Source organism: Dethiosulfatarculus sandiegensis (assembly GCF_000931935.2).
In the GTDB taxonomy this organism is placed as follows: Bacteria; Desulfobacterota; Desulfarculia; order Desulfarculales; family Desulfarculaceae; genus Dethiosulfatarculus; species Dethiosulfatarculus sandiegensis.
This window is the reverse complement of the sequence record NZ_AZAC01000020.1, coordinates 55,861-77,654: the sequence shown is the minus strand read 5'-3', so window position 1 is coordinate 77,654 and position 21,794 is coordinate 55,861. Positions and strand designations below refer to the sequence as shown.

General features: G+C 51.5%; 13 protein-coding genes and 3 pseudogenes. 8 read left to right on the top strand and 8 right to left on the bottom strand.

Annotated elements, in window-relative coordinates; all coding sequences use genetic code 11:
- The 8 genes and pseudogenes from X474_RS25650 to X474_RS25645 all read left to right on the top strand — a co-directional run.
- Positions 1-337 (top strand): annotated as a pseudogene (locus X474_RS25650) (IS3 family transposase); the annotation flags it as partial.
- Positions 338-1,068: 731 nt separating this feature from the next.
- Complete coding sequence (locus X474_RS14730) at positions 1,069-2,031, top strand: helix-turn-helix transcriptional regulator (protein ID WP_052515242.1); 963 nt, start codon at positions 1,069-1,071, stop codon at positions 2,029-2,031.
- Positions 2,032-2,195: 164 nt separating this feature from the next.
- Positions 2,196-4,262: a TonB-dependent receptor gene (locus tag X474_RS14725; protein ID WP_044349954.1), complete on the top strand. Its 2,067-nt coding sequence runs from the start codon at positions 2,196-2,198 to the stop codon at positions 4,260-4,262.
- Between the two features lie 122 nt (positions 4,263-4,384).
- On the top strand, positions 4,385-6,031 hold the full coding sequence (locus X474_RS14720) for an SAM-dependent methyltransferase (protein ID WP_044349953.1): 1,647 nt from the start codon (positions 4,385-4,387) through the stop codon (positions 6,029-6,031).
- A 131-nt stretch (positions 6,032-6,162) separates the two neighbouring features.
- A complete protein-coding gene (locus X474_RS14715) occupies positions 6,163-7,182 on the top strand; it encodes a methyltransferase (protein ID WP_044349952.1) in 1,020 nt (339 codons plus the stop codon).
- A 176-nt stretch (positions 7,183-7,358) separates the two neighbouring features.
- Positions 7,359-7,691 carry a hypothetical protein gene (locus X474_RS14710; protein ID WP_044349951.1) on the top strand — a complete coding sequence of 111 codons (333 nt, stop codon included), beginning with the start codon at positions 7,359-7,361 and terminating at the stop codon, positions 7,689-7,691.
- 289 nt (positions 7,692-7,980) lie between these two features.
- A complete protein-coding gene (locus X474_RS14705) occupies positions 7,981-9,399 on the top strand; it encodes an APC family permease (protein WP_044349950.1) in 1,419 nt (472 codons plus the stop codon).
- A gap of 77 nt (positions 9,400-9,476) precedes the next feature.
- Positions 9,477-10,284 (top strand): annotated as a pseudogene (locus X474_RS25645) (transposase).
- Between the two features lie 702 nt (positions 10,285-10,986).
- Here the strand turns inward: X474_RS25645 and X474_RS14690 are convergent.
- The 8 genes and pseudogenes from X474_RS14690 to X474_RS14665 all read right to left on the bottom strand — a co-directional run bounded on the left by X474_RS14690 (position 10,987) and on the right by X474_RS14665 (position 21,793).
- Positions 10,987-14,313 carry an SUMF1/EgtB/PvdO family nonheme iron enzyme gene (locus X474_RS14690; RefSeq protein WP_197282125.1) on the bottom strand — a complete coding sequence of 1,109 codons (3,327 nt, stop codon included), beginning with the start codon at positions 14,311-14,313 and terminating at the stop codon, positions 10,987-10,989.
- Between the two features lie 204 nt (positions 14,314-14,517).
- On the bottom strand, positions 14,518-14,715 hold the full coding sequence (locus tag X474_RS27290) for an SUMF1/EgtB/PvdO family nonheme iron enzyme (RefSeq protein WP_353743134.1): 198 nt from the start codon (positions 14,713-14,715) through the stop codon (positions 14,518-14,520).
- A 148-nt stretch (positions 14,716-14,863) separates the two neighbouring features.
- Positions 14,864-15,700: pseudogene (locus tag X474_RS14685) on the bottom strand (reverse transcriptase domain-containing protein); the annotation flags it as partial.
- Positions 15,675-16,034 (bottom strand): diversity-generating retroelement protein Avd, encoded by a 360-nt coding sequence (gene avd, locus X474_RS14680; protein ID WP_044349946.1) that lies wholly within the window; start codon positions 16,032-16,034, stop codon positions 15,675-15,677. The pseudogene X474_RS14685 and the gene avd, both read right to left, overlap by 26 nt.
- Positions 16,035-16,108: 74 nt before the next feature.
- Positions 16,109-18,178, bottom strand: coding sequence for an SUMF1/EgtB/PvdO family nonheme iron enzyme (locus X474_RS14675; RefSeq protein ID WP_052515241.1), 2,070 nt, complete (start codon positions 18,176-18,178; stop codon positions 16,109-16,111).
- Positions 18,179-18,695: 517 nt separating this feature from the next.
- Positions 18,696-18,842, bottom strand: a complete 147-nt coding sequence (locus X474_RS26855) for a hypothetical protein (protein WP_231688334.1) — start codon at positions 18,840-18,842, stop codon at positions 18,696-18,698.
- Between the two features lie 454 nt (positions 18,843-19,296).
- Positions 19,297-20,868: a 4Fe-4S binding protein gene (locus X474_RS14670; RefSeq protein WP_044349945.1), complete on the bottom strand. Its 1,572-nt coding sequence runs from the start codon at positions 20,866-20,868 to the stop codon at positions 19,297-19,299.
- Between the two features lie 4 nt (positions 20,869-20,872).
- Positions 20,873-21,793, bottom strand: a complete 921-nt coding sequence (locus tag X474_RS14665) for a DUF362 domain-containing protein (protein ID WP_044349944.1) — start codon at positions 21,791-21,793, stop codon at positions 20,873-20,875.
- Position 21,794 lies beyond the last annotated feature (1 nt).

Sequence of the window (21,794 nt, the reverse complement as noted above, 5' to 3'; positions counted from 1 at the left end):
CAAATGGCTCTGTGGCGCAGGCGCATGCCCAAGGGCGTGATCGTGCACTCCGATCGCGGCAGCCAGTGTTGCTCAAAGAAATACCAACCCCCGATCGAAAAACATAAACTGACCTGCTCCATGAACGGCAAAGGCAACCCGTATGACAATGCCTGTGCCGAGAGCCTTTTTCCATTCCATGAGAGTAGAACTGATCCACGGGGAAAGATTCGACACAAGGAAAAACATGCGCCAGGCTGTCTTTGAGTATATTGAGGTGGACTACAACCGAACCAGGAGGCATAGTGCCAATGGACATATCAGCCCATTGGAATTCGAAATCAAAAATGTAGCTTAACTGATTGTCCGTTGTTCGTGGGCGGGATCAATCTGCTTTATCTGTGTGTGATTCGTGGAGATTTTTTCCAAGCGCCATAAGCGCTCCATCCCCGCGATAGGGTGCGGATGGATAGCAAGAAGCTGAAACCCGGCCTGTATCAATACGAGAGCGGTTGCTGACTGTTTGCGCTTTAAAGACCGCGCTCTATTAATTTTACGCTTTGTCCGACACTGAACGCAGCTCTAAAACCCCTTTCACCGAAGAGGTCGAAGCCATGTAAGATCCGGCAAAGGAACGCTTCAGGGAAGCAAACTGTTTCCTTGATCTTCAATTGTCAAAACTGAAACGAGCTCTGTAATTCACACATCCCCACTCACAGCCCTGATTTCACCCAAATTTTGACCCCAGGATGTAGTCAGGGACGAAAATAATATTATCCATTGATTTAGTAATTATTATAGACAAAATAACTCTTTGGTTGGCCCTTGCCTGTTTAAATTATAATCTACTAAATATAGTTTGACAGGTCTAATTACCCATAATATTATCTATCATCAACTGGTTGGTATGGGGGTGTAATCACAGCCAGGCTAAAGGGGGTGGACACTTCCCAGGCGCCAACCTCTCAAGTTGGGGCTCAAGTTGTTTGGAAAATACCTGGCCCGAGTTTCTTTACAATCAGCAAAAGGCTGAGAGTAAAAAGAAAATCTTCTTCTGTGACGCAGAATCTTCTCTTGGATACTTATGCCATGGAAAAAACGGTTTTCCCCCCTTCTAGATGGAACGAAAACCTGGGGGCCAATCAGGTTGTACTTCCTCCAGACTTGGGCGTTGGAGACATCAAGGCCTTCCGCCTGGCCTGCGGCATGAAGCTAAATATTGCGGATTTTAAGCTGCATCAACCCACCGTCTTCAAGCATTCGCCGCCATTTGATTCCATGGGATTAGGTTGCTGCCTTTCCGGCCTGGTTGAGGCCCAGATAGGCTTTGAACGCCGGGCAACCACTGTAACCACCAGATCCGGACAAAGCGCCGTAAATTACTTCCCCGACATTGCCAGTTTCAGTCAAATCATCGATTCCAAAAGGATGGTGCGGGTAGGCGTATTGATGGAACCTGATCAATTGGCCGTAATTGCCGATCAAGACGAGCAGCGTCTGCCGGGCGGCCTGTTCAATCCTGTCCAGGGATTCATCCATTTGGGGGATGAGATTACACCCACCATGCGAGAGGTTATTCACCAGGCCTTGCAATGCCCGTTTCAGGGTGTGATCCGCAAGCTGTTCATGGAGAGCAAGGCCCTGGAATTTTTAGCCCTTAAACTAGAACAACTGCAAGCCCCAAAAAAACGCCTGATTGACACCCCCAGCCTCAGACGCGGCGACTTGGAAAGGGTCCGCCATGCCGCCAGCCTGCTGGCCGTTGATTTAGTAAAAACACCCGACCTCAATGAACTGGCCCGTTCGGTGGGGATGTGCCGCACCAAACTGCACCGCTGCTTTCGCAGCGCCTACGGCATTACTCCTTTTGACTATCTGCGCAACCGCCGGCTGGAGACCGCCATGCTTTACCTGAAAGAAGGGGAGATGAACGTCACTGAAGCAGCCTGCGCGGTGGGCTATTCCAGTCCCAGCTATTTTACCAAGGCCTTTAAAAAATATTTCGGTTACCTGCCCGGTCAATGCTGTAGAACCGGCTCTTCTGTCCAGTAATGGACGATTGGGCTAGAAAAAAGCACTGGATTGCCAGCAGCGGCCCATCCCATGTGATCTAATCCCATCCCAAAGCACTTGGAACCCTTTTGATCCCACGCTGGGTAATCCATTGGTATGGCAGGTGATCAAAAGGCAACTCAGTTTGGAACGGAGATTAGGACATGAAGCGCTTTCATAAGCTGGCGACCGTGCCGACCATGGCCCTGATGTTACTTTTTTCAGGGACCGCCATGGGGGCGGGGACGGCTGCGGAACAGAACAACTCTGAGAAGCAAAATCACCAGTTGGGATCTGTCACGGTTACTGCCCAGAAAACCGAGGAAAAGGCCCAAGAAGTACCCGTCAGTGTCACCGTGTTGGACGAGTTGGCCATTGATGACAGGGGGATAGAGTCGATCCTGGATGTAGCCGACTATGTGCCCAACCTGATGATTTTTTCAAACGGCGTGGATGGGATGAACACGCCTTCCATGCGGGGCATGCACGCCGAAGTGACGACCTTCACCGTTACCACCGGCATGTTTATGGACGGAATTCCCATCTTGAATCCCTGCGGATATGATGACGCGCTGGTTGACATCGAACGGGTGGAGGTGCTCAGGGGGCCCCAGGGAACCCTTTACGGCAAGAGCACCGAAACAGGCGCCATCAACATCATAACCAAACAACCGGGAAACGAATACCGGGCCAAGGCTTCGGCAGAGCTGGGCACGGATCAGAAGAGACAGGTCGCCCTCAACTTCAAGGGCCCCATAGTGCAGGACAAGCTGTTCATCGGTCTGGCGGGAAAATGGTATGAAAAAGAAGGCTTTATCGACAACACCTACCTGGGCGGACCGGCCAATGACAAGAGGCACTGGTATGGCAAGGCCCATCTTCGCTGGACGCCGGTGGAGGCTCTGGACATCTCTTTGTTAGCCTCGATTCTGCAGTACGACAACGACGGCAACAACATGTCCCTGGGGAGCGCGGGAGTCGCTGCTTTTGGGATGCCCCCGTTTCCGGACAGGCAGGTGGCCTGCAATTTTAGAGGGAAAAACAAAGCGAACTCTTCTGCTCAGTCGCTCAAGATAGCCTATGATTTGACCGAATCGCTTAAGCTGACCTCCGTCACCACCCGGCGGGTGTTTGACGATGATTTTACTGCTGACTACGACTTTAGCCCCGCGACCCTGCAGCACAACGACAAGGACAATAAATACACCACCTATTCCCAGGAGTTACGCCTGAATTCCTCGGGCGAGAGGCTGAAATGGCTGGCGGGACTCTACTATGATGACACCGATAATGAGGTGAAGGCTAAAGTCGATTCCGACATTCCCTTCAGGAGGCGGACCAACGATCGGGAGACCATGGGGAACGCCTATGCCGCCTTTGGCCAGGCAAGCTATCTCTTCCCCTGGCAGATGCGGCTGGTGCTGGGTTTGCGTTACGAAACCCAGGATATGGAATTTGAAGACTATATCAGCGGGGCGAAACTGGATGGCACCTGGGATGATATCTCACCCAAGGTGGCCCTGGAGTATATCTTCAACCCGCAGGTGATGACCTATGTCAGTGCCAGCAAGGGCTACCGATCCGGGGGATTTAACACCTACGCCACTGATCAGCAATACTACAAATATGATGAGGAAAAACTTTGGTCCTATGAATTGGGCGTGAAAAACACCCTGCTGGACAAAAGGCTCATGATAAACGCGGCGGTTTTTTATATGAACATTGATGACATGCAGGTAAGTCAATCCGTCCCAACAGAGACCTCACAGGTCGTTACCAACGCGGGCAAGGCCTCCGCCACGGGCTGCGAGCTGGAAGTCAGGGCCATTCCCCTGGAAGGGCTCACCTTAAGCGGAAGTGTTGGCTATACGGATATTAAGTTCGATGAGTTCAGTGACACCAGAGGTGATTACGAAGGCAACCACAATCCCTACGCCCCCGAGTACACCTTTAACCTGGGCGCCCAATACCGGCACCCCAAAGGATATTTCGCCCGTGCGGATTTAATAGGCTACGGGAAAATGTATTTCGACAAGAACAATAATTATTCCAGGGACCCCTATGAAGTCGTGAACGTCAGAGTGGGCTATGAAACCGAACGCTTTGACGTATATCTGTACGGCAAGAACGTCTTTGACACCGATTACACTTCTTATGGTTACTATGGTGGTTATTACACGCTTTATAGTGAACCTGCGGAGTTCGGGGTAAAGCTGGTTTACCGCTTTTAATCTAAAAATTTCATTAAGTTAAGGCGTCAGACAAGCTAAAAATCAGGTCGTGGCTTTTGCTGCGGCCTGGTCATCCACCGCACATTTTAATTGAAATGACTATATAAAAAGAGACGTTTTTTATGAAAGTAAAAGCCACTAATCCGCTGTCATTGGCAATTGCCATTGCCCTGCTTCTGATAACCTCCCTTGCCAGTGCCCAAACCAGTGGGCAGCCTCAGAATAAGGAAAAGGCAAGCCAACCCAACATCTACCTTGTCGGCATGGGGCCTGGTGCTGCTGATTTAATTACGGTCGGTGCGCAACAGGCTGTTCGCAAAGCTCACCTGATCATTTGCAATTCCATGCTGGCCAAACAATTCAGCAGTTTATTGGCAGGTAAGGAATTGCTGGTTACCGGTGAGAAATCATGCCTGCAAAAAAAGGACTTGGCCGACGAGTCCGTGAAACGTGACCGGATTATAAAATCAGTCAGGAATGCGGTAAAGGCCAACAAAGTGGTTGCTTTGCTCGACCACGGCGATCCCATGGTTTATGGAAATTGGCTTTGGTGCCTCAACGCGTTCAAGGATCTCACCATAAAAGTGGAACCCGGCGTTTGCCTGTTTCACGCGGCAAACGCAGCCTTGCGGGATGATATATCATTCAGTGAACTTGCCAAATCAATCATCATAACAACCAACGACGCTCCCGGGCAAAAAGATGCAATCGACAGGCTGGCCAGCAAATTTGCGACCATGGTTATTTATTGTAAAAAAAATAAATTTGCCACCATGTTAGCCAAACTATCGAAAAAGTACGCTTCCGACACCCCCATTGCCCTGGTTTTCAATGCAGGAGACATCCATAAGGAAAAGGTTGTTAGGGGTGCGATTGCAAATATTGCCGAAACCGTTGCCAAACAAAAACTTCCCAATGATTTCATTGTCTTCGTTGGCGCCAACCTGGATAAACCGCAATGCCGCGCCAGGGCGGAAAAAGAGAAGGGAAGGCTATATTTGGCCGGATTGTTTCTCGGCAACGCCGACTTGGCTACATTGCGGACGGTGAACCTGATAAAAAAATCCGACTTGATAGTAGATAAGTCCGACCTTCTTAAAAAGGGCTTCAATCACAAACTCCTGCCGCAAGGCAAAGAGGTTTGGAAGCCCTCTGACAATGGAGCTTGGCAGTGGTTTGGATACGGCAAGAGCGCAGATGACTTTTCCGGAAAGCAGTTGGAACGGTTCCTTGCTGCTGAAAAAGCCAGGAAAGAGACGGCCGTCAAGGTGCGGCAGGCAATAAAAAACGGCAAGCAGGTGTGCATCCTGGATTCGGGCGACCCCTTGACCTATTCGCCATGGGCTTGGGTTTTGAGGGAATTTGCCGACCTTTGCCCCATAGTGCTTCCCGGCGTAAGTTCCTTTGATGCCGCCAACGCCGTCCTGCAAAAGAGCGTTACAAAAGGAGTAAACACCAAGTCCGTTATTATAACGGTTCCGGATGTCGAGGATTGGCTTAATAAAACGTGCTTTGATTTTGACGCAATGTTGGAAAGGCAAACATCTCTGGTGATTTTCATGCCCGACTATTTGGTTACCTTGCCGGACATGGTTAAGAAACTTTCCGCTTATTATGACCGGAAGACACCGATAGCCCTGGTGGCAAATGCCGGGTTTAAAAACAGCCAGAGAGTTATCAAGGGTAGGCTTGACAATATCGTGGAATTGGTGGGCAAAGAAAAAATGCCCATTTTGCAGTTGATGTACGTCGGGCCCTTTTTACATTAGAGGAATCCTGGGCGGTGTGTGGTTGATCTGCCTCGAGTGCAAGCATCAAGGCCGATTCAAGACTGCCGCCCGGTATAGAATGCGCCAACGGATCATAAAACAAGCCACCCTTCCAAGTGAAAGATGTTGTTATGAGAAAATTGCCTGACATTGACCTTGAATCCAGCTCCATATACGAGATACTCAGCGGCCGGATAAAGGCCCGGGTTCTCCTCACGGGCATCGAGCTTGGGGTTTTCGATCATCTTTCAGCTCCGAGATCGGGCCCGGAAATAGCCCAGGAGCTTGAAACCCACCCGGGGAGCACCGAGGCGATGTTGGACAGCCTGGCCTGCCTGGGACTCATTGAAAAGAATAACGGGCTGTACCGCAACACCACCGAGGCCGAGATATCCCTCTGCCAAAAGAGCCCGGCCTATGTTGGCGAAATGGTCGGCATGATTTACCGGATGTCCTCCGGGGCCTTGCAGGACATGACCACGCTGGTCAAGTCCGGCCCGCCTCCAGGGAGCCCGGACATGGGAGACCAGGCGATCTGGGCGGACTATGCCCGCAGCATGGCCAACTACCAGTTGGGCGGTCCCGCCCGGAAACTGGCCGGCCTCATCTCCAAGATCCAGGGGTTTTCCTCGTTCGAGCGGATGTTGGACCTGGGCGGTGGCTCCGGCATGCTGTGCATAGCCGTCCTTGCCCAGCACCCAACCATGAGGGGAGTGGTGTTCGACCAGCCTTCGGTGGTTAAGATGACCGAGTCTTTTATCGCCGAATATGAGATGCAGGACCGGATGTCGGTCATGGGCGGCGATTACACCAGCGACTCCCTGGGGGAGGGCTATGACCTGGTTTTGGCCAGCGCCACGCTTAATTTCGTGGGCGATGATCTGGGGCCCTTGATGAGGAAGATACACCAAACTCTCAAGCCCGGCGGCGTATTCGTAAGCCTGGCCGAGGGGATCACCCACGAACACACCCGCCCGCCCGGCATGATCCTGGAGAACCTGACCCATGCCCTGTATGGGCAGGTGAAAATGTTCGAAAAGGGAGAGATCGCCCGGGCCATGGATCAGGCCGGTTTTTCCCCCATCGAGAGCCGCACAGTGCCAACCCCATTTTGCCCCATCGAGATGGATGTCGGCAGAAAAAGCGGGTAAATGAGCGGGTCGATACCCGGTGCATAGATGTTATGAGCGTGGTCTTCCTTCCCGATGATCGATAATGGTCATTCTGAATGAGCGGCCAAAGCCGGGAGGGAAGGCCATGACCTATGTTGATATCTATGTGCGCCTGAAGACTACGACTTTTTTACGCATTGAATGACGAGGGCCGGATGGTCAGGCAAGGCAGGGTGGCTGGCGGCGAATCTCAATGGATAAAGGCCGTTAGCCTGTGGCCCCATGGCAATATCGATGCCTCCCTTGAAACCGGAAATATGCGCTGCTGGGTGGTGGCGGTGGTCCGCCAAAAAGGGATCGGGCCGGTGGTGCTTGATGCCCGCCGGTTCAAACTGATCAGCCATAACCAGAAAAGAATGAAAAACACCATGCCCGATCCCTGGCCGATGCCTTGCGAAGTGGATTGGCTCGGCGCTACTCAGCCCATTTCCCCGGTGAACGATTCCGGCGGGAATAAGCTCTTTTGCGCACCCGTTATCAGGTGGTGAAACAATCGGCGGCCTTCTGGAATGCAGTCCACGGCATACTCCGCTTTGGACTTGAAAAAACGCCTACGCCCAGAGAGACGCTCCCGTTTAAACAATCAAGCCATTGTTCACCTCAAACAAGAAATAGTTCATATGGGGTTAGCGGATAAGCAGCCGGCTAATGTAAAAGTTATTCATTGCGCACCTGACTGCTTACCGCTGTATCGAAGAAATTGGGTTCATCAGCGAGACCAGAACGATAAAAAGGTTTAACCTGCGGCGACCACTACATAATCTGTGGAAGTAGGACATGCAAAAACAAGAAAACGGAAAAAAAGAAAATATAACAACAGGTAAAAATAATTTGCCTAAACTGACCAGGCGGGTGGGTTTAATTTCAGCAAGCTGCGTTATTATAGCCGACATGGTCGGATCGGGTATCTTCACCACCAGCGGCTTTATAATGCAAATGCTGAACGATCCCTGGTGGCTTTTGGCCTGTTGGCTGATAGGCGGAGCCATCACTTTTACCGGAGCCTTGAGTTATGGCGAATTGGGAGCCCGGCTGCCCCTGGCCGGCGGCGAATACGTATTTCTGCGGGAAAGCTTCGGCCCGTTATGGGCTTTTCTCTCGGGTTGGATATCCTTGGTGGTAGGTTTTTCCGCCCCCATAGCGGCCTCGGCGATGGCGGCTTCGGGTTATCTTTTACACATCATTCCCGGGGTTCCACAGGAGCCCTTGTTCTGCGCCGGTTGCCTGGTAATTTCAGTTGAAACCCTGTTGGCCCTGGCCTTTCTTGCCGCCTTCACCCTGCTGCATACCAGGCGTTTAGGCATCGGATTGGGCGTGCAAAACGCCCTGACCCTTTTTAAGATACTAATACTTATAACCTTGATTGTGGCAGGGCTTTGGTTCTGGCCGGTTGACAGTCCTTGGCAACCAGTGGCCGTCAGCGGTCCGCAGGCGCCCAGCGCCGGAGCCGTGGCCACTGCCCTGGTGTTTATTTCATTCGCCTATACCGGATTCAACGCGGCCGCTTATCTGGGCGGCGAAATCAAAAATCCCGGCCGCAACCTGCCCCGCGCCCTGTTGTCAGGCACTGGATTGGTGGTGCTGCTCTATTTGTTGCTGAATATAGCTTATTTGGCAGCCCTGGGACCGGAGGGCATGCCGGGAATCAAAGAGATCGGCGCGGTAGCGGCCAAGGCGCTTTTTGGCCCCTGGGTAGGTGGGATTTTAAGTGTTGCCATTTGCATCTGCCTTTTATCCGCCTTGGGAGCCATGATCCTGGCCGGCCCCAGGGTTTATTACGCCATGGCGCGCGACGGACTTTTTCTGGGAGCCCTGGGACGCATCGATCCACGCTCCGGGGTGCCCAATAACGCTATTTGGCTGCAATCCGCCATAGCCGCCGTCATGATACTCAGCGCTTCTTTCAACGCCCTTTTGTTTTATATAGGCTTCACTTTGTCGCTAATAGCGGCCCTGGCAGTGGCCGGGCTTTTTGTGCTGCGCCGCAAGGACCCAAGCCAGGCGCCCTTCAAGGTGCCGGGCTATCCACTGACGCCGCTCATCTTCATCGTTGCCAACCTGGGCATGGTGACATTCTCCCTGGCCGATAACCCCTGGCGGGGGCTGCCTTCAGCCATCACCCTGGCCCTGGGCCTTTTGTTCTACTGGTATTTCAAGCGGCGGGTAAATAATAAACCAAGTCAGGTTGATAAATGATCGGATACGGAAACCAGCACCAATAGACTGTTGACAAAGTCCCCGCCTAGCGGTGGGGACTTTTTTTATTATGAGGCATGCTAAAAGAACAGGGTTATAAACAAACAGAGTTGGAATTTGCGAGCATCGGGGAGTTGGTTCCGCAGGACAACTTCGTAAAATAGATAAAGCCGTTGATTTTAGTTTTATCCGTGATCGGGTGAGGGCTTTATACCGTCCGGATGACGGCCGTCCTGCTTTAGATCCAGTGGTTTTATTCAAGATGCTCTTTATTGGTTAACTTTTCGGGGTTCGCGGTGAGCGTCAGTTGGTCGGGGATATTCGGGTCAACGTAGAGTATCGCCGGTTTTTGGGTCTTGGTCTTCGGGAGAAGGTGCCATACGCCTCCACCTTGAGCCAGAATCGCCGTCGGCGTTTGTCCGATAGCACGATATACCAGGACATATTCGACGAGATAGTGTTTCTGGTCATTTGTCGTGAGATGGTGGGAGCTAAGACCCTTTACACTGATTCTACTCACCTCAAAGCATCAGCCAATAAGAATAACTTCAGGAAGCGGCAAGTGAAAAAGTCAACCACGAGCTACCTCGGCACTGCAAACTGCTTTGTCAGTGCACCCAAAGCGCCAGGCAGATCAAGGTGATTACACGTCACGTCTGGCAGGATCACGTTGATAAGGTGAATGCCAACCGACTCGGTGAACACGGTAAGAAAATTTACAAGCGCAGGAAAGAAAGCGTGGAACGAAGCTTTGCGGACTCAAAGCAACTCCACGGGCACCGATATGCCCGCATGAGTGGGCTGGCCAAAGTCAGGGAACAGGGTCTGCTCTGCGCCGCCTGCCAGAACATGAAAAAAACACCCTGGCTATGGGGCGCTATTTAGCCGGGAAAGGAGGTAATAGCCCTTTTTCGTTATTTATTTTGTCTATATTGAGGCTGAAAAACCCGCGTGGACCCGTTTTTTGTAATTATTGCCGCCCAACATTTCCAAAACCGTAAAAGACAAGGCATAGACAAACCGGGTCGAAACGACCCGGTTTGTCAGCAATCTGAAGAGTCAGCTCACAAGAGCTGACTCCCTTTGTTTTTCTGCTGTGCCTGTTGTTTTTGTCCTTAGTACTTGGTTCTCTCCCACGACCAACGGATACTTTTTTTAAATTACATTTTTCATTTTAAATATTAACGGGCTGATGAGCCCCTTGGCCCTATGCCTCCTGGTTCGATTGAGAAATGAAGGCGGGATGTTTTTTACTGATTCTTTTGGGATGACATGGGTCACATCCGAAAAGCAATTTAATCGTTTAGCAGAGTATCCGCCAAATATGGGTTGGATCATGGGTTCTGCGGTCAGCAAAGAGCCATAACCAGGGAAATTGATATTGAACCGGTTGCTTAAAATATTTCATTAAGAACCTGTTTCTATACACCCTTTTGAATATCCGCCTTACGGCCAATTAGCGATTTTAGGCCTTAACTAATACTGATAATTACAAAAATTACACTTGGCCCCCGCCAGACTGAAAATTCCGGATTTTAAAAAAATTTTCGCTAAGAGCAAAGGGTAAAAGAGTAAAAGTAAAAAGGATTATTTAAGAGTCCTGGCGCAACGAAACCCCACATCGTCGTCACGATCGTCCGGGTCGTAGCTGACGCGGTCGGCGCAGCGGGCGTACTCCGCCGAACCGCTCCACGAGCCGCCTTTGATCACATATGAATCCCTAGCACTGACCCAAAGACTGGAAGTCCACTCCCACACGTTGCCCGCCAGATCAAAAATTGCGTCATCCTTGTTCCCGGGTGTACGCCCGCCGGCAAATATTCCCACCGGTGATGGGCTCCCGATTTTATTTTCATAAATGTTACATCTGCCGGTGGGTGAATTATCACCCCAGGGAAATTTTCGCTGTTCTTTTCCTGCCGCGGCAGCCTGCCACTGCTCTGCCGAAGGCAGGAAGTAATAGTGTTTTGAGTCAGTTGCGTTTAGCCAGTTGCAAAATGCTGTGGCCTCATACCAGGAAACCCCGGTCACCGGCTGGTTGGGGCAGCTATATTTACGCTCCGACCAGGTTTCCGGCCGGGTTGCCTGTTTTGTTTCCAGCCATTTCAGACCTTGTTCGGTCCAATATGCCTTGGATTCATAGCCCTTGGCTTTTATGAACTTCTTGAAAAACTGGTTGGTGACTGGATAGCGTCCGATCTCAAACGCCTCCATGGTTCGTTTGCCGATGTCTTCAAGCTCATATTCCCCCCCATGCACCGGCGAAAAGGATTCCAGGTCCCGGTCGTCGCCCAACCAGCCCAGAGACGCACCCGCATCATTAAGCGTTGCTGCCTCCAGGGGCTTTTGGATGATCAGTTTCAGGCGCTCCCTGGTTGCCTGGATTAATCCTGGGTTCTGTCTGCTTTTATGAAAATCAACCAGGCAGCGGGCCGCCAATCGCCAAGCCCGGTAGGGCGATTCGTCATCCGCCTGGATTACGTCATCAATGATGCTGTTGGCGGTTGCCGGGTTGTCAATGCTTAAATAACTCACGTAGAGTTCGATAACCTCCTCATACCAGTCGTCATTCCAAAAATCGGAGATGGCGGCATGTTTATCCTCCGAAATATTCATAAGCATTTGGGCGGTCAGAAATTCCTGAAAAAGAAGATGCCAAAATTCGGTCTGACCAGCTCTTTCCAGCAGCAATCCGCAGCGGGGTTCTATGTATTTGAATAGGCGCTCTTTGCGCAGTTTAAACTCCGGATCTTTTTCACCAGGCAAAGCCGGCAAATCTTTGGTCATCGCCATAATGGCAGGCTCCCTGTCCAAGACACGCACCCTTTTTTGATGCATGTCATGAGCCAGGGTTTTAAGATAAATCAGCACTGACTCGCGATCATCAAAACGCCGTGCTATCAGGTTGTCGATGAACTTTTTCAACAGCTCTGCACGCTGATTTGGCAGCTCCTTTTCATCATAATAAAGCAGGCAGATGGCGGTCAGCATCAGCGGGCTTTCGGATAGCTTTTCCAGGGCGGGATGAGCTTTGATATCACCCAGCAAATCATCCGCGGTTTTTTTGCCCAAACCCGTTGTGCCTTGGTAAAAAATGTCAAACCACTTACGGATAAACAGATTGATTTGCTCGGCTTCAAGTTCCTCGACCGATGTTTTAAAATCGGCAAAACGGCTTCCGGGCGCACCATCCAGGCCATGAGGGCGGCCGGCTAAGACGATTTTATTCTCAGCATGGGGCAGGCGCAGATCCGCCAGGGCGTTTACCGCATAATCCCTAAGGGGCTGGTCAATTTCATCCAGGCCGTCTATTAAAAGCATCAACCGCCCACATTTGGCAAACTCATGTACATCAGCAAGCGTTAAGTTTCCATTGAACTTGTTTTTCAGATACCATTCAACAATGCCATCACCCACACTGCGGGTGCGCTCCAAATCTTTGCGGTCCTTACTGCAATAGGCCTTTAAATCCTTTAGCTGAATAAGGACCGGCAGATACTCGGCAAGCTCCGGCGAGGCAGGTTCCTTGTCCGAGCGGGGGGAGATAGTGTAAGCCAAATGCTTGAGCAAGGTGGACTTTCCGCAGCCTGCTTGGCCTGAAATAAGTAAAGCGTTATTCCTGGCCGCCAGGATTTCAATTTCAACTTTTCTGGGTTCATCTGGCGGATTTCCCCGCCTGCCGCCATGGGTTTGACTTTTCAAACGCTCAGGATGTTCGAGTTTTTGCTCAACTTTAGCCAGGTCCGCTCCATAAAGCGGAATGAAAATCTCCGGCAACCTCAAGGGAATTGCATTTCCCGATGGATTCAAGCCCTTTGCATCAAGATGTCTGAAATTTTCATGGAGCCAGGCGGCGTATAGCCGGGGGAACTCGGGCAGTGCATGAACAGGTCCGGTTGAGGCTGTGGCGGTTTTTTCCAATCCAAGAAAATTGACAGGTATCTCCGCCCCTCCCCCATCATCCCCGGTCTCGGCATCCACAAACCACTCGCCTTTTGCTTTTGAAAAGGCCCGGAAATCAAGCCGCAAGCTTTGGCGCTTCAGGTCAATGCCAATGTAGTGATAGCGGCTGGGCCAATCCGTAGGGCTGCCCAGGTACGCGCCTCCAGCCTGAATACGGGCCGTTTGGGTTTTGAAACCGTTAAAATAGCCGCCGCCCGGCTCGTGTAGATGTCCAGTCAGAACTATGGTGCGGTCCAGGTATGTTTCGCAGATTCTTCTATCCATGGGGGCCAGCCAGCCCAGGGGGTGGTGGAACATGGCCACGGTGGCCTGAATCTCGCCTTTACCTTCCAACTCTGCAAATGCGGATTTGATCTGGTGTTGGCCAATGGCGATTTGACCACTGTCGCTTTCATCGTTTTTACGCGCCCGGCACATCCAGGCCGAATTGAGGCCGACGAGTCCAAGATATATGCCGCAATTCATTTTGATCCGACCAACAAACGGCACCAAATCGCCATGCTCACTGGTCATGTGCGGAAAGTTGGTTTGGATGAAATCGAAGTAATCACGCATGCCCTTGAGCAGATCGGCCCGATAGTCGCAATTGGCCAACTCTTCATTGATTTCGCGGTTTGTGTTGTAGGCGGGGATCTCGCTCGGCCGGTAAACCTTGCGGTTTAGGTCGTGGTTGCCCGGCGCTATGTACAAGCGGTCGTTCTTCAAGTGCAGGACGCCGAGCAGTTTTTTAAAAAATGGCAAGGCAAGGTCGTATTCCTCCTTGATGCCCTTAAAGGCGATGTCGCCGCTGATCAGGACCAATTCGGGCCGCAGGCCCTTACTATAGTCATACTTAATGCGCTCCAACAGAGGATCAAGCACCATGGAGCGGTCCAGGGTCTCTTCGGCGTTATTGCGGATATGCAGGTCGGAGAGGTGCAGCAAGGTTGCCCGTTTGTGTTCGGATGCCATTTCATTCCCCCTGATCAAGTTGAAGTCATCCCCCATGGTGACATGCAAGTTGCCCCGCCCGAGCCTTCGCCCAACCGGTTACCAGCCCAGGCGGGGCTTTTCATGTTTCGGTCGGCTGAGATTGCCGACGCCGGATCGAGGCTTGGACTCTTCCTCTGCACCCCCGGCGGCTCCTTGAAGACACCGGCTCCGGCATGGAAATGGTTAAAGAGTCCTGGCGCAACGAAACCCCACATTGTTGTTACGATTGTCCGGGTTGTTGTTGTTGCGGTTGGCGCAGCGGGCGTTCTCCGCCGTATTGTTCCACGAGCCGCCCAACGTTGTTCTCAGCCTCGTCCCGTTTAAACACGGTTTTTTCGAGTAAACGTTTGCGAAGCCGATGTGTGTTCCCGTAAGAGGCATGGGCCACCCAACTTTGAATCCTCGGGTGTATGTATTCTGAATCAATATCACCATCGGCGTACATTATTTGCCATCGTTTGAGTTTGCGCCTCATGCGCAGTGCATTGCCTTTGTCCAACAGCCTGTGGGTGGGGAAAATGCGGAACCCCAAAAAACTGACGCCGTCCGCAGTGCGGTAGACCCGGCATTTTTTCGGGTGCAGCCTAAGCCTGAGCCCGGAGAGATATGCGACCATGCAGTCGCTCACGCCCTGTAGTTCCTGGCTGTTGTTGCCGAAAACCACAAAGTCGTCAACATAGCGCACATAATGGTGGCGCCGCAGCTGTTCTTTGATGAAATGGTCAAAACCATTGAGGTAGAGATTGCCGAAAAACTGGCTGGTCAGGTTTCCGATGGGAAGGCCTCTGAGACGTTGGTATGGGCTGAATAGATCATCGCCAAGGAAATACTGCACAATGCTGTTATCAACCCTGGATTGGATGATCTCATTTATCAGAGCCATGGTGGGGGGGCATCTTATCTTTTTGGACAACATGCCTAGAAGTATTTCATGGTCAACGCTTTGAAAGTATTTTTGGATGTCGCATTTGAGCACGAATCGGTTTTTACGGGCGAACCTACTGTAGCGTTCCATGGCAGCATGAGTGCCTTTTCCTTTGCGACAGGCGTAGGAATCATGAATAAATGTCTTATCAAAAAGCGGCTCGATTATATTGCACAATGCGTGGTGCACCACCCGGTCCCGGTATGGAGCAGCGCTAATAAGGCGCTGTTTGGGATCGCGAATTACAAAGTTCTGGTATGATCCGTGCCGATAGGCGCCGCTATGCAATTCTGCCTGTATATTAAGCAGGTTTTTTTCCAAATCCAGATTGAATCTGGCCGTGGCCGGCTTGAAGCGCTTGCCTTTCTGGGCCTTGCGGGCGGCTTCCAGCAGGTTTTCAAAGCTGGTTATCTTTTCAAACAGATGCTTGTGGCTTTTCATTTTCGCTGTACTTCAGCCATCCCCCAATGGAACGCCCCGCACCATCCAGCAATTTTGCGGCGTGCCCATAGGCCTTGAGGTTTATCGCTTGCAGATCCTTGGCCAAGCGAACTAGGTAGCGCAGTTTTTCCAGCTTCAGATTGGCCGTGCGCAAAAGCGTTGACTTGCGCCTGGTGTAGGCCGCCTCTATCAGAAGTTCCAGGATTTCCAGGGTCAGCACTTCTATTCGGTCTCCCAGCACGAAGCGCCGGTTTCGCGGAAATTTGTCTATCTTGGGGATGAACCAAAGAACGAAATCATAAATTTGAGTAATTGCGTCAACTTCTTTGGCCATCTAATTTAGCCTATCCTCAAATTAAAAAATTTTTCCGTTAAGACCAAAGGGTAAAAGAGTAAAAGTACAAAGGATTATTTAGGAGTCCTGGCGCAACGAAACCCCACATCGCTGCTACGATTGTCCGGGTTGTAGTTGCCGCGGTTGGCGCAGCGGGCGTACTCCGCCGTACTGTTCCACGAGCCGCCTTTGATCACATATGAAACTTTATATTTGTCAAAAAAGTCGGAAGTCCACTCCCAGACGTTGCCCGCCATATCGTAACAGCCTTCCGGGCTTTTGCCGTCCTCATAGATATCCACGCGTGTTGTGCCTCCCTTGCCGGACTCCTCTGTATTGCAACGATTGGGATCAAAATCGCCTTCCCAAGGGTATTCGCGTCCGTCAGTGCCGCGGGCCGCCCGTTCCCATTGCCTTTCATTTGGAAGGTGGTATTCATAAGCATCTTTGCTTGCTTCGCTCAACCAGGCGCAAAAGGCGGCCGCCTCAAACCAACTTACTCCCACTACAGGATGATTAGACTGGTTAAACCGTTCGTCATCCCAATGTTTCGGTCTGATAATTCCTTGTTTTTCGCGCCATTCCCAGCCGCCATGCTTTTTCCACCATTTTTCGGTTTCATAGCCACCGGCTTCGATAAAGGCTTTATACCTGGCATTGGTGACCAGGTAGAGGTCGATCCAATAGGGCGCTTTTATCTCATCATCCTGCCAGTTTTGATCGTTTTTCGGTTTTTCCCCAAATTTGAAACGACCGGGGAGTATCTCCACCATGGTTTTGTTGCGGCTGCCGACACGAAGCTGTTCCTTGGGTGTTTCGGCCCCGGAGACTTCAGATTCAACGATGTCGGAAAAGGTGATTAGCTTTGTGAATTCCGTTGGATCTATCTTTAATATATCTATGATTTTCACCAGGGATTCGTTAAGTATGTAGCTTTTGAGGGATGGACCGATCTTGAGTTTATCAAGTCGGTCTTCTTCAGCCTTCCAGAATTTGCGGTCGCCAAGTTCTTGGGCTATGGTTTCGAGGTGCTCCTTGATGACGAATAAATTGTTGGGCCGCTCTTTAATAAAATCTGTGAACTCGGGGAAAGCGTGCTCTAATATGCCCCAATGCAGCACAGGACCCAAATTAATGGTTATTCCGCTGCTGCGCATGAGCCCGTGACGCAGGTTCAGGTTATTGATAAAGCGTTTCAATTGGCGGGGGTTTCCGCCCATCGCCGGGATGATCAAATTTAAGTTGCTCTTTATTTCCTCTTGATCGCCAACCAGCTTTTCCAGGTAGGGATAAAATGCTTGTTCGGACAGTTTGGGCAGGTTGAAGGTGACCTGCACTATCTTTTCCATGAAACGGTTCGCATCATCCTTGTAGTTATCAGCCAAAGCCTTGATGATTATGTCCTGGGCCGCACCGATGACAAAAACGCAACCCTTGTGGTCCATGAATAGTTTTATGGTTTCCAGCACCTTGACAATGCGGGGCTGGGGGCAGCGGTCCAGATCGTCAATAAAGATGACCAGGGCCCCTTTTTTGTCGTCCGGTTTGTCGGAAGGCGTTACTTTCATGCGCCAACTTAGGTAGGTGTAGATCAAGTCTTTGAGGAAACGGTCAAAGACATCATAAAAACCCAGTTGCTTTTTATAGTCCAGCTCTTTGAAAAATTCCGAAATATCCACGCCCGAGGCCAGCTTTGAAACAAAGCCAAGTATTTTGAGTTTGTTAATCCCTTTGGCCAGTTTTTCAATCTGCCCCTTGGCCTGGCTGAAAAAATCGTCCTGGCTCATGGTTTGAAAGATAGCGTCCAAAAGCCCCGCTAAAATTTCGTTTTCCTTGTCGTATTTCCAGGCTTGGAACCAGACTGTTTTGCAGTTGCGCGCCCCTTGATCAGCCCCATTGATCTTATCGCCAAACTCCGTTGCCTTTGGGCCGTCCAGGCGGCCTTGTATTGCCTTCATCAAGGTGGTCTTGCCTGATCCCCATGGCCCATATACGCCTATCACCAGAGGGGTTTGGTTTTCAGGATTGACAATCAATCCGGCCAATGTATCCGCGTATTCCTCAAAGCCAAAGAATACGGATTTTGTCTCGGCCGCGTCGTTACGTATTCTTACAAGGCTTAGCTTGCGAGACTGATCAGTCATGGCCTCTCCGTTTCATGAATCTGTAGCATCCCAAACCAGTAACGGCGCGAACCCTCACTGCCGCTGCGCTCAGGCAGCATGCCGCACCTTTGATTTAACTTGGGATGATTGGCCTTGAAATCGGCAGGTAAAGTAATAGTCACGGCTCCCCCCCGGGAAGTAATGTCGTTTTCCGACATACCCAAACTAATTTATCTAAAGCCCCATGGTCAACAGATGATATGCCCAGGCGGCATGATTTCCGACGCAGATCTCAAGTCATAGATTGTTTTGAGGGAGCCTTTATAAGTATAAATCAGCGGTGAACCCAATTTGTTGGGCAGTCTGGCTCTCATAACCACGGCATCGTATTTATAGCCCGGCCGGGTTTTGAAATCATCGTTGCACTAATACTCTATTACTCATGTTTTATCTTTGGGAAAGAGCCCTAAGCGCCAGGTTGATGTTGCTTTTGCCCTCATCCAGGGGAGAGTTATCCAAATTCTCATCCGTGGCCGGGTTGCCGCTGCCGTCCGGTTCAATCAAACTCGTTTTTATTCTCCACATCCACACATATCTGCGTATCAGCCGCCCAGTTTTGGGCGATATTCGATACACCGAAGAACAGGCCATATGCCCAGGCCGCCACGTCTCTGACTTTGCAGATACAAATCATCCCCGCCATGATGAGATACTCCGTAGCGCCCTCTCTGAGCGTAATCCAGCACTTTTTGCTCTATCTCAGGGGCTGCCCGATTGCCGACCCTGGACACCCGGCGGCTCTTTTCCAAAAACCGCTCCAAGCCCTCTTCCTTAATAGTTTGTTTGATATCGTTGTAATGCCGGAGGCTTACGCCCAGCGTACGGCAGGCATCGTTGATATTGCCCGGGGTTGCCCCAACTCCAGGATGTTCACTTACGGTTGATGATATACTGATTCTGAGTCATGGTCCTTCCTCTCAATTAAGATGTTTCTTTTGGCTTGAACCATCTTAACCGGAAGGCCACGACTCTTTCTCTTAAAGCCTCAAACTGTCAACGCTTTTCTAGACCAGGACAAATTAGCCGGTTCCATACTGTTGTATTTCTTCTTATAATGATGAAAATTATGTCTCCGAATGCTAGTTTGCCAAAGGCTTTCAGAACGGGAAATCCTTTTTGTAATCAACCTGGTTGTTGATCTTTTTGACCACTGGTTTTTGGGCCTTTTTGTGCACCGGGTTTCCGTCCACGTAGATGGCCTTGTAGGGCTTGGTGGGGCAGGCGTGTTCGCAGCCTCCGCAACCCACGCAGATATCCGGGTTCACCTTGGGGATCACCAGTTTTTTACCTGCGTTATTGGGGAAGGGCACCATGTCCACCGCCTTGGTGGGGCAGTGTTCCGAGCAGGCGCCGCAGTTTGTATGATCCGTGAAAACCACGCAGTTTTCCTTGATGAACTGGGCGACGCCCAGTTGGGTCTGCTTTTTCTGCTCCACGCTCAAGGGCTTGAGGGCTCCGCTGGGACAGATGGTGGTGCAGATGTTGCAATCGTAGTTGCAGTGACCTTTCCGGAAGTCCAGGCGCGGTTGCATGATGCCCTGAAGCCCAAATTCCAGGGCCGAGGGTGTAAGCACTCTGGAGGGGCAGGCGCTCACGCAGAGATGGCAGGTGGTGCAGGTGGAGGTGAAGTGTTCAATGCTGATTGAGCCGGGCGGTGATATGGGGCTGGTTATGCGTAAAGGGATGGTGGTCGGCCTGCTTTGAAGAATCTTTTTTAACGGCTCGCTAACTCCGGTCAGCCCAATCAGGTACATTCCGGAGCTGGTCATGAAATCCCGGCGCTGATAGTCCGGAAGTGGGGCGGGCTCTTTTTTTTGCCAGACCTTTTCAAAATGCAATCCGTTCATTTTGCATACTGTAAGGCAGTTAAAGCAGGAAACACAACGGCTTGCGTCTATGGTCTTATTTTCGACGTCAATACAGCCCGCCTTGCACACACCCGCACACAACTTGCATCCCTTGCAGGTATCGTGATTAATATCTAAGCGCAAAAGCGCCGTTTTGGAGACAAGGCCCAGCAGGGCTCCCACCGGACACAGGGTGTTGCAGTAAAGGCGGCCGTGCCGGGCGGCCAGCCAGATCAGGAGGATCAGGGTCGCCAAGGCGATCCCCAGTGATAAAGGCGCTATCGCTCCCCCCTGCACCAGGTGGAGGCTGTGGACCCCCATGGGCTCCAGGGCGGAGGTTGCCGTGTTGTTAAGCCCAATGGCAAGGGGGCGGAACAGATTGGTGAAGATGCGCCCAAAGCTGCTAAAGGGATCGAGCAGGTTCAGCAAAAGGCCGCTTCCTGTGATCAAAAGCGCCGCTGTCAGCCCCAGAATGGAATACCTCAGCCTATTGTGCGGCTTGGTTAGCTTGAAGCCGGGGCGTTTGCGCCATTTTCGGGCCACATGGCCGATCACATCCTGCAGTATCCCCAAGGGGCACAGGACCGAACAGTAGACCCGGCCAAAGAAAGCGGTGAGAAAAAGAATCACCATGAACCCTGCCGCGCCAATAGCCGCCGCATCAAGGAAATTCAGGAATGAGGGAACAAACTGAAGATACAAAACGCCTTGGGCCGTGGAAGGCGAAACGCTGCTCCACAGGTCCAAAAACAAAAAACCGATCAGAGCCAGATAGATAAGCGATACAGCCACACGCAGAGGCTTCAGGTGGTGAAGTTTCATCTCGTTACATCTTGATGCGGTTTATGGATAGTTTTTTCAGATCCATTTGGCCCAGATTCATCTCCGCGGCCAACTGAATGTGGCGGATGTCAGAGGGCCGCGTCCCAAAGATCATGGCCGCGGCCGCGTCTGCGGCCACAAAGTCCGTGGAGAGGATCTGGGTTTTCAAAGGCGCGACATCGCCCAAAGACACTCCGCGCGGCCCGTTCTGTTTCATGACCTTGTAGGCATCCACCACGGTGAGCGCAGGTTTTTTGTAGGATGCGAAATCGGCGATGCACTGGTGCAGATCATTGCGGTGCCAATACCAGCGGTCCCACACCACGCCCATGAGGTTTTTCATGCCGATGGTGAGCATGGTGGAGCTGTGGTGTTTCAAGATCGGGACATTGATGTAGGCGTCGGCATCCAAGAGAAGCTCGTGAACCTTGGCCTCGGTGAGGCGTTTGCCCTTTGGGACGGAAACGGTCTGATAATAGCCCTCACTGTCGCCTGAGACGATTCTGCCGCCCGCGTTTGTGACGGCTGTTTCAATGCCGCTGTTTTTGTAGCTGCGTGACCAGTTGTCGCAGGTGTGATCAAATACCGAGACCTCCTTGGCCCCGGCCTTGAGGCAATGTTCGATAATGCGGGCCACCAGCTTGGGATTGGTGTTGCCCGCCCGCTCCGGAGGCACGTCCCAGCCGATATTGGGCTTGACCAGGATTTTGCCGCCCTTGGGTATGAATTTTTCCATACCGCCCATGGAGGCTATGGCCTTGTCGAACATTGCCTCCGGCTCACCCCCCTTTACCGCCACCAGGTCGTAGGCCGACGGCGGGGTTTGGGTCTGTGCCAGCAGATTCGAGAAGGCGCCCGAGGCCATGGTGCACCCGGCCGCAATGCCGGTTCCGACGGCCTTTTTCAGGAATTCACGGCGATCCATG

What these genes read in the sequence shown, in the direction of transcription:
- X474_RS14730 (WP_052515242.1), top strand. Translation starts at nt 1,069, where the DNA reads ATGGAAAAAACGGTTTTCCCCCCTTCTAGATGGAACGAAAACCTGGGG.
- X474_RS14725 (WP_044349954.1), top strand. Translation starts at nt 2,196, where the DNA reads ATGAAGCGCTTTCATAAGCTGGCGACCGTGCCGACCATGGCCCTGATG.
- X474_RS14720 (WP_044349953.1), top strand. Translation starts at nt 4,385, where the DNA reads ATGAAAGTAAAAGCCACTAATCCGCTGTCATTGGCAATTGCCATTGCC.
- X474_RS14715 (WP_044349952.1), top strand. Translation starts at nt 6,163, where the DNA reads ATGAGAAAATTGCCTGACATTGACCTTGAATCCAGCTCCATATACGAG.
- X474_RS14710 (WP_044349951.1), top strand. Translation starts at nt 7,359, where the DNA reads ATGGTCAGGCAAGGCAGGGTGGCTGGCGGCGAATCTCAATGGATAAAG.
- X474_RS14705 (WP_044349950.1), top strand. Translation starts at nt 7,981, where the DNA reads ATGCAAAAACAAGAAAACGGAAAAAAAGAAAATATAACAACAGGTAAA.
- X474_RS14690 (WP_197282125.1), bottom strand. Translation starts at nt 14,313, where the DNA reads ATGGCATCCGAACACAAACGGGCAACCTTGCTGCACCTCTCCGACCTG.
- X474_RS27290 (WP_353743134.1), bottom strand. Translation starts at nt 14,715, where the DNA reads ATGCCTCTTACGGGAACACACATCGGCTTCGCAAACGTTTACTCGAAA.
- avd (WP_044349946.1), bottom strand. Translation starts at nt 16,034, where the DNA reads ATGGCCAAAGAAGTTGACGCAATTACTCAAATTTATGATTTCGTTCTT.
- X474_RS14675 (WP_052515241.1), bottom strand. Translation starts at nt 18,178, where the DNA reads ATGACTGATCAGTCTCGCAAGCTAAGCCTTGTAAGAATACGTAACGAC.
- X474_RS26855 (WP_231688334.1), bottom strand. Translation starts at nt 18,842, where the DNA reads ATGGCGGGGATGATTTGTATCTGCAAAGTCAGAGACGTGGCGGCCTGG.
- X474_RS14670 (WP_044349945.1), bottom strand. Translation starts at nt 20,868, where the DNA reads ATGAAACTTCACCACCTGAAGCCTCTGCGTGTGGCTGTATCGCTTATC.
- X474_RS14665 (WP_044349944.1), bottom strand. Translation starts at nt 21,793, where the DNA reads ATGGATCGCCGTGAATTCCTGAAAAAGGCCGTCGGAACCGGCATTGCG.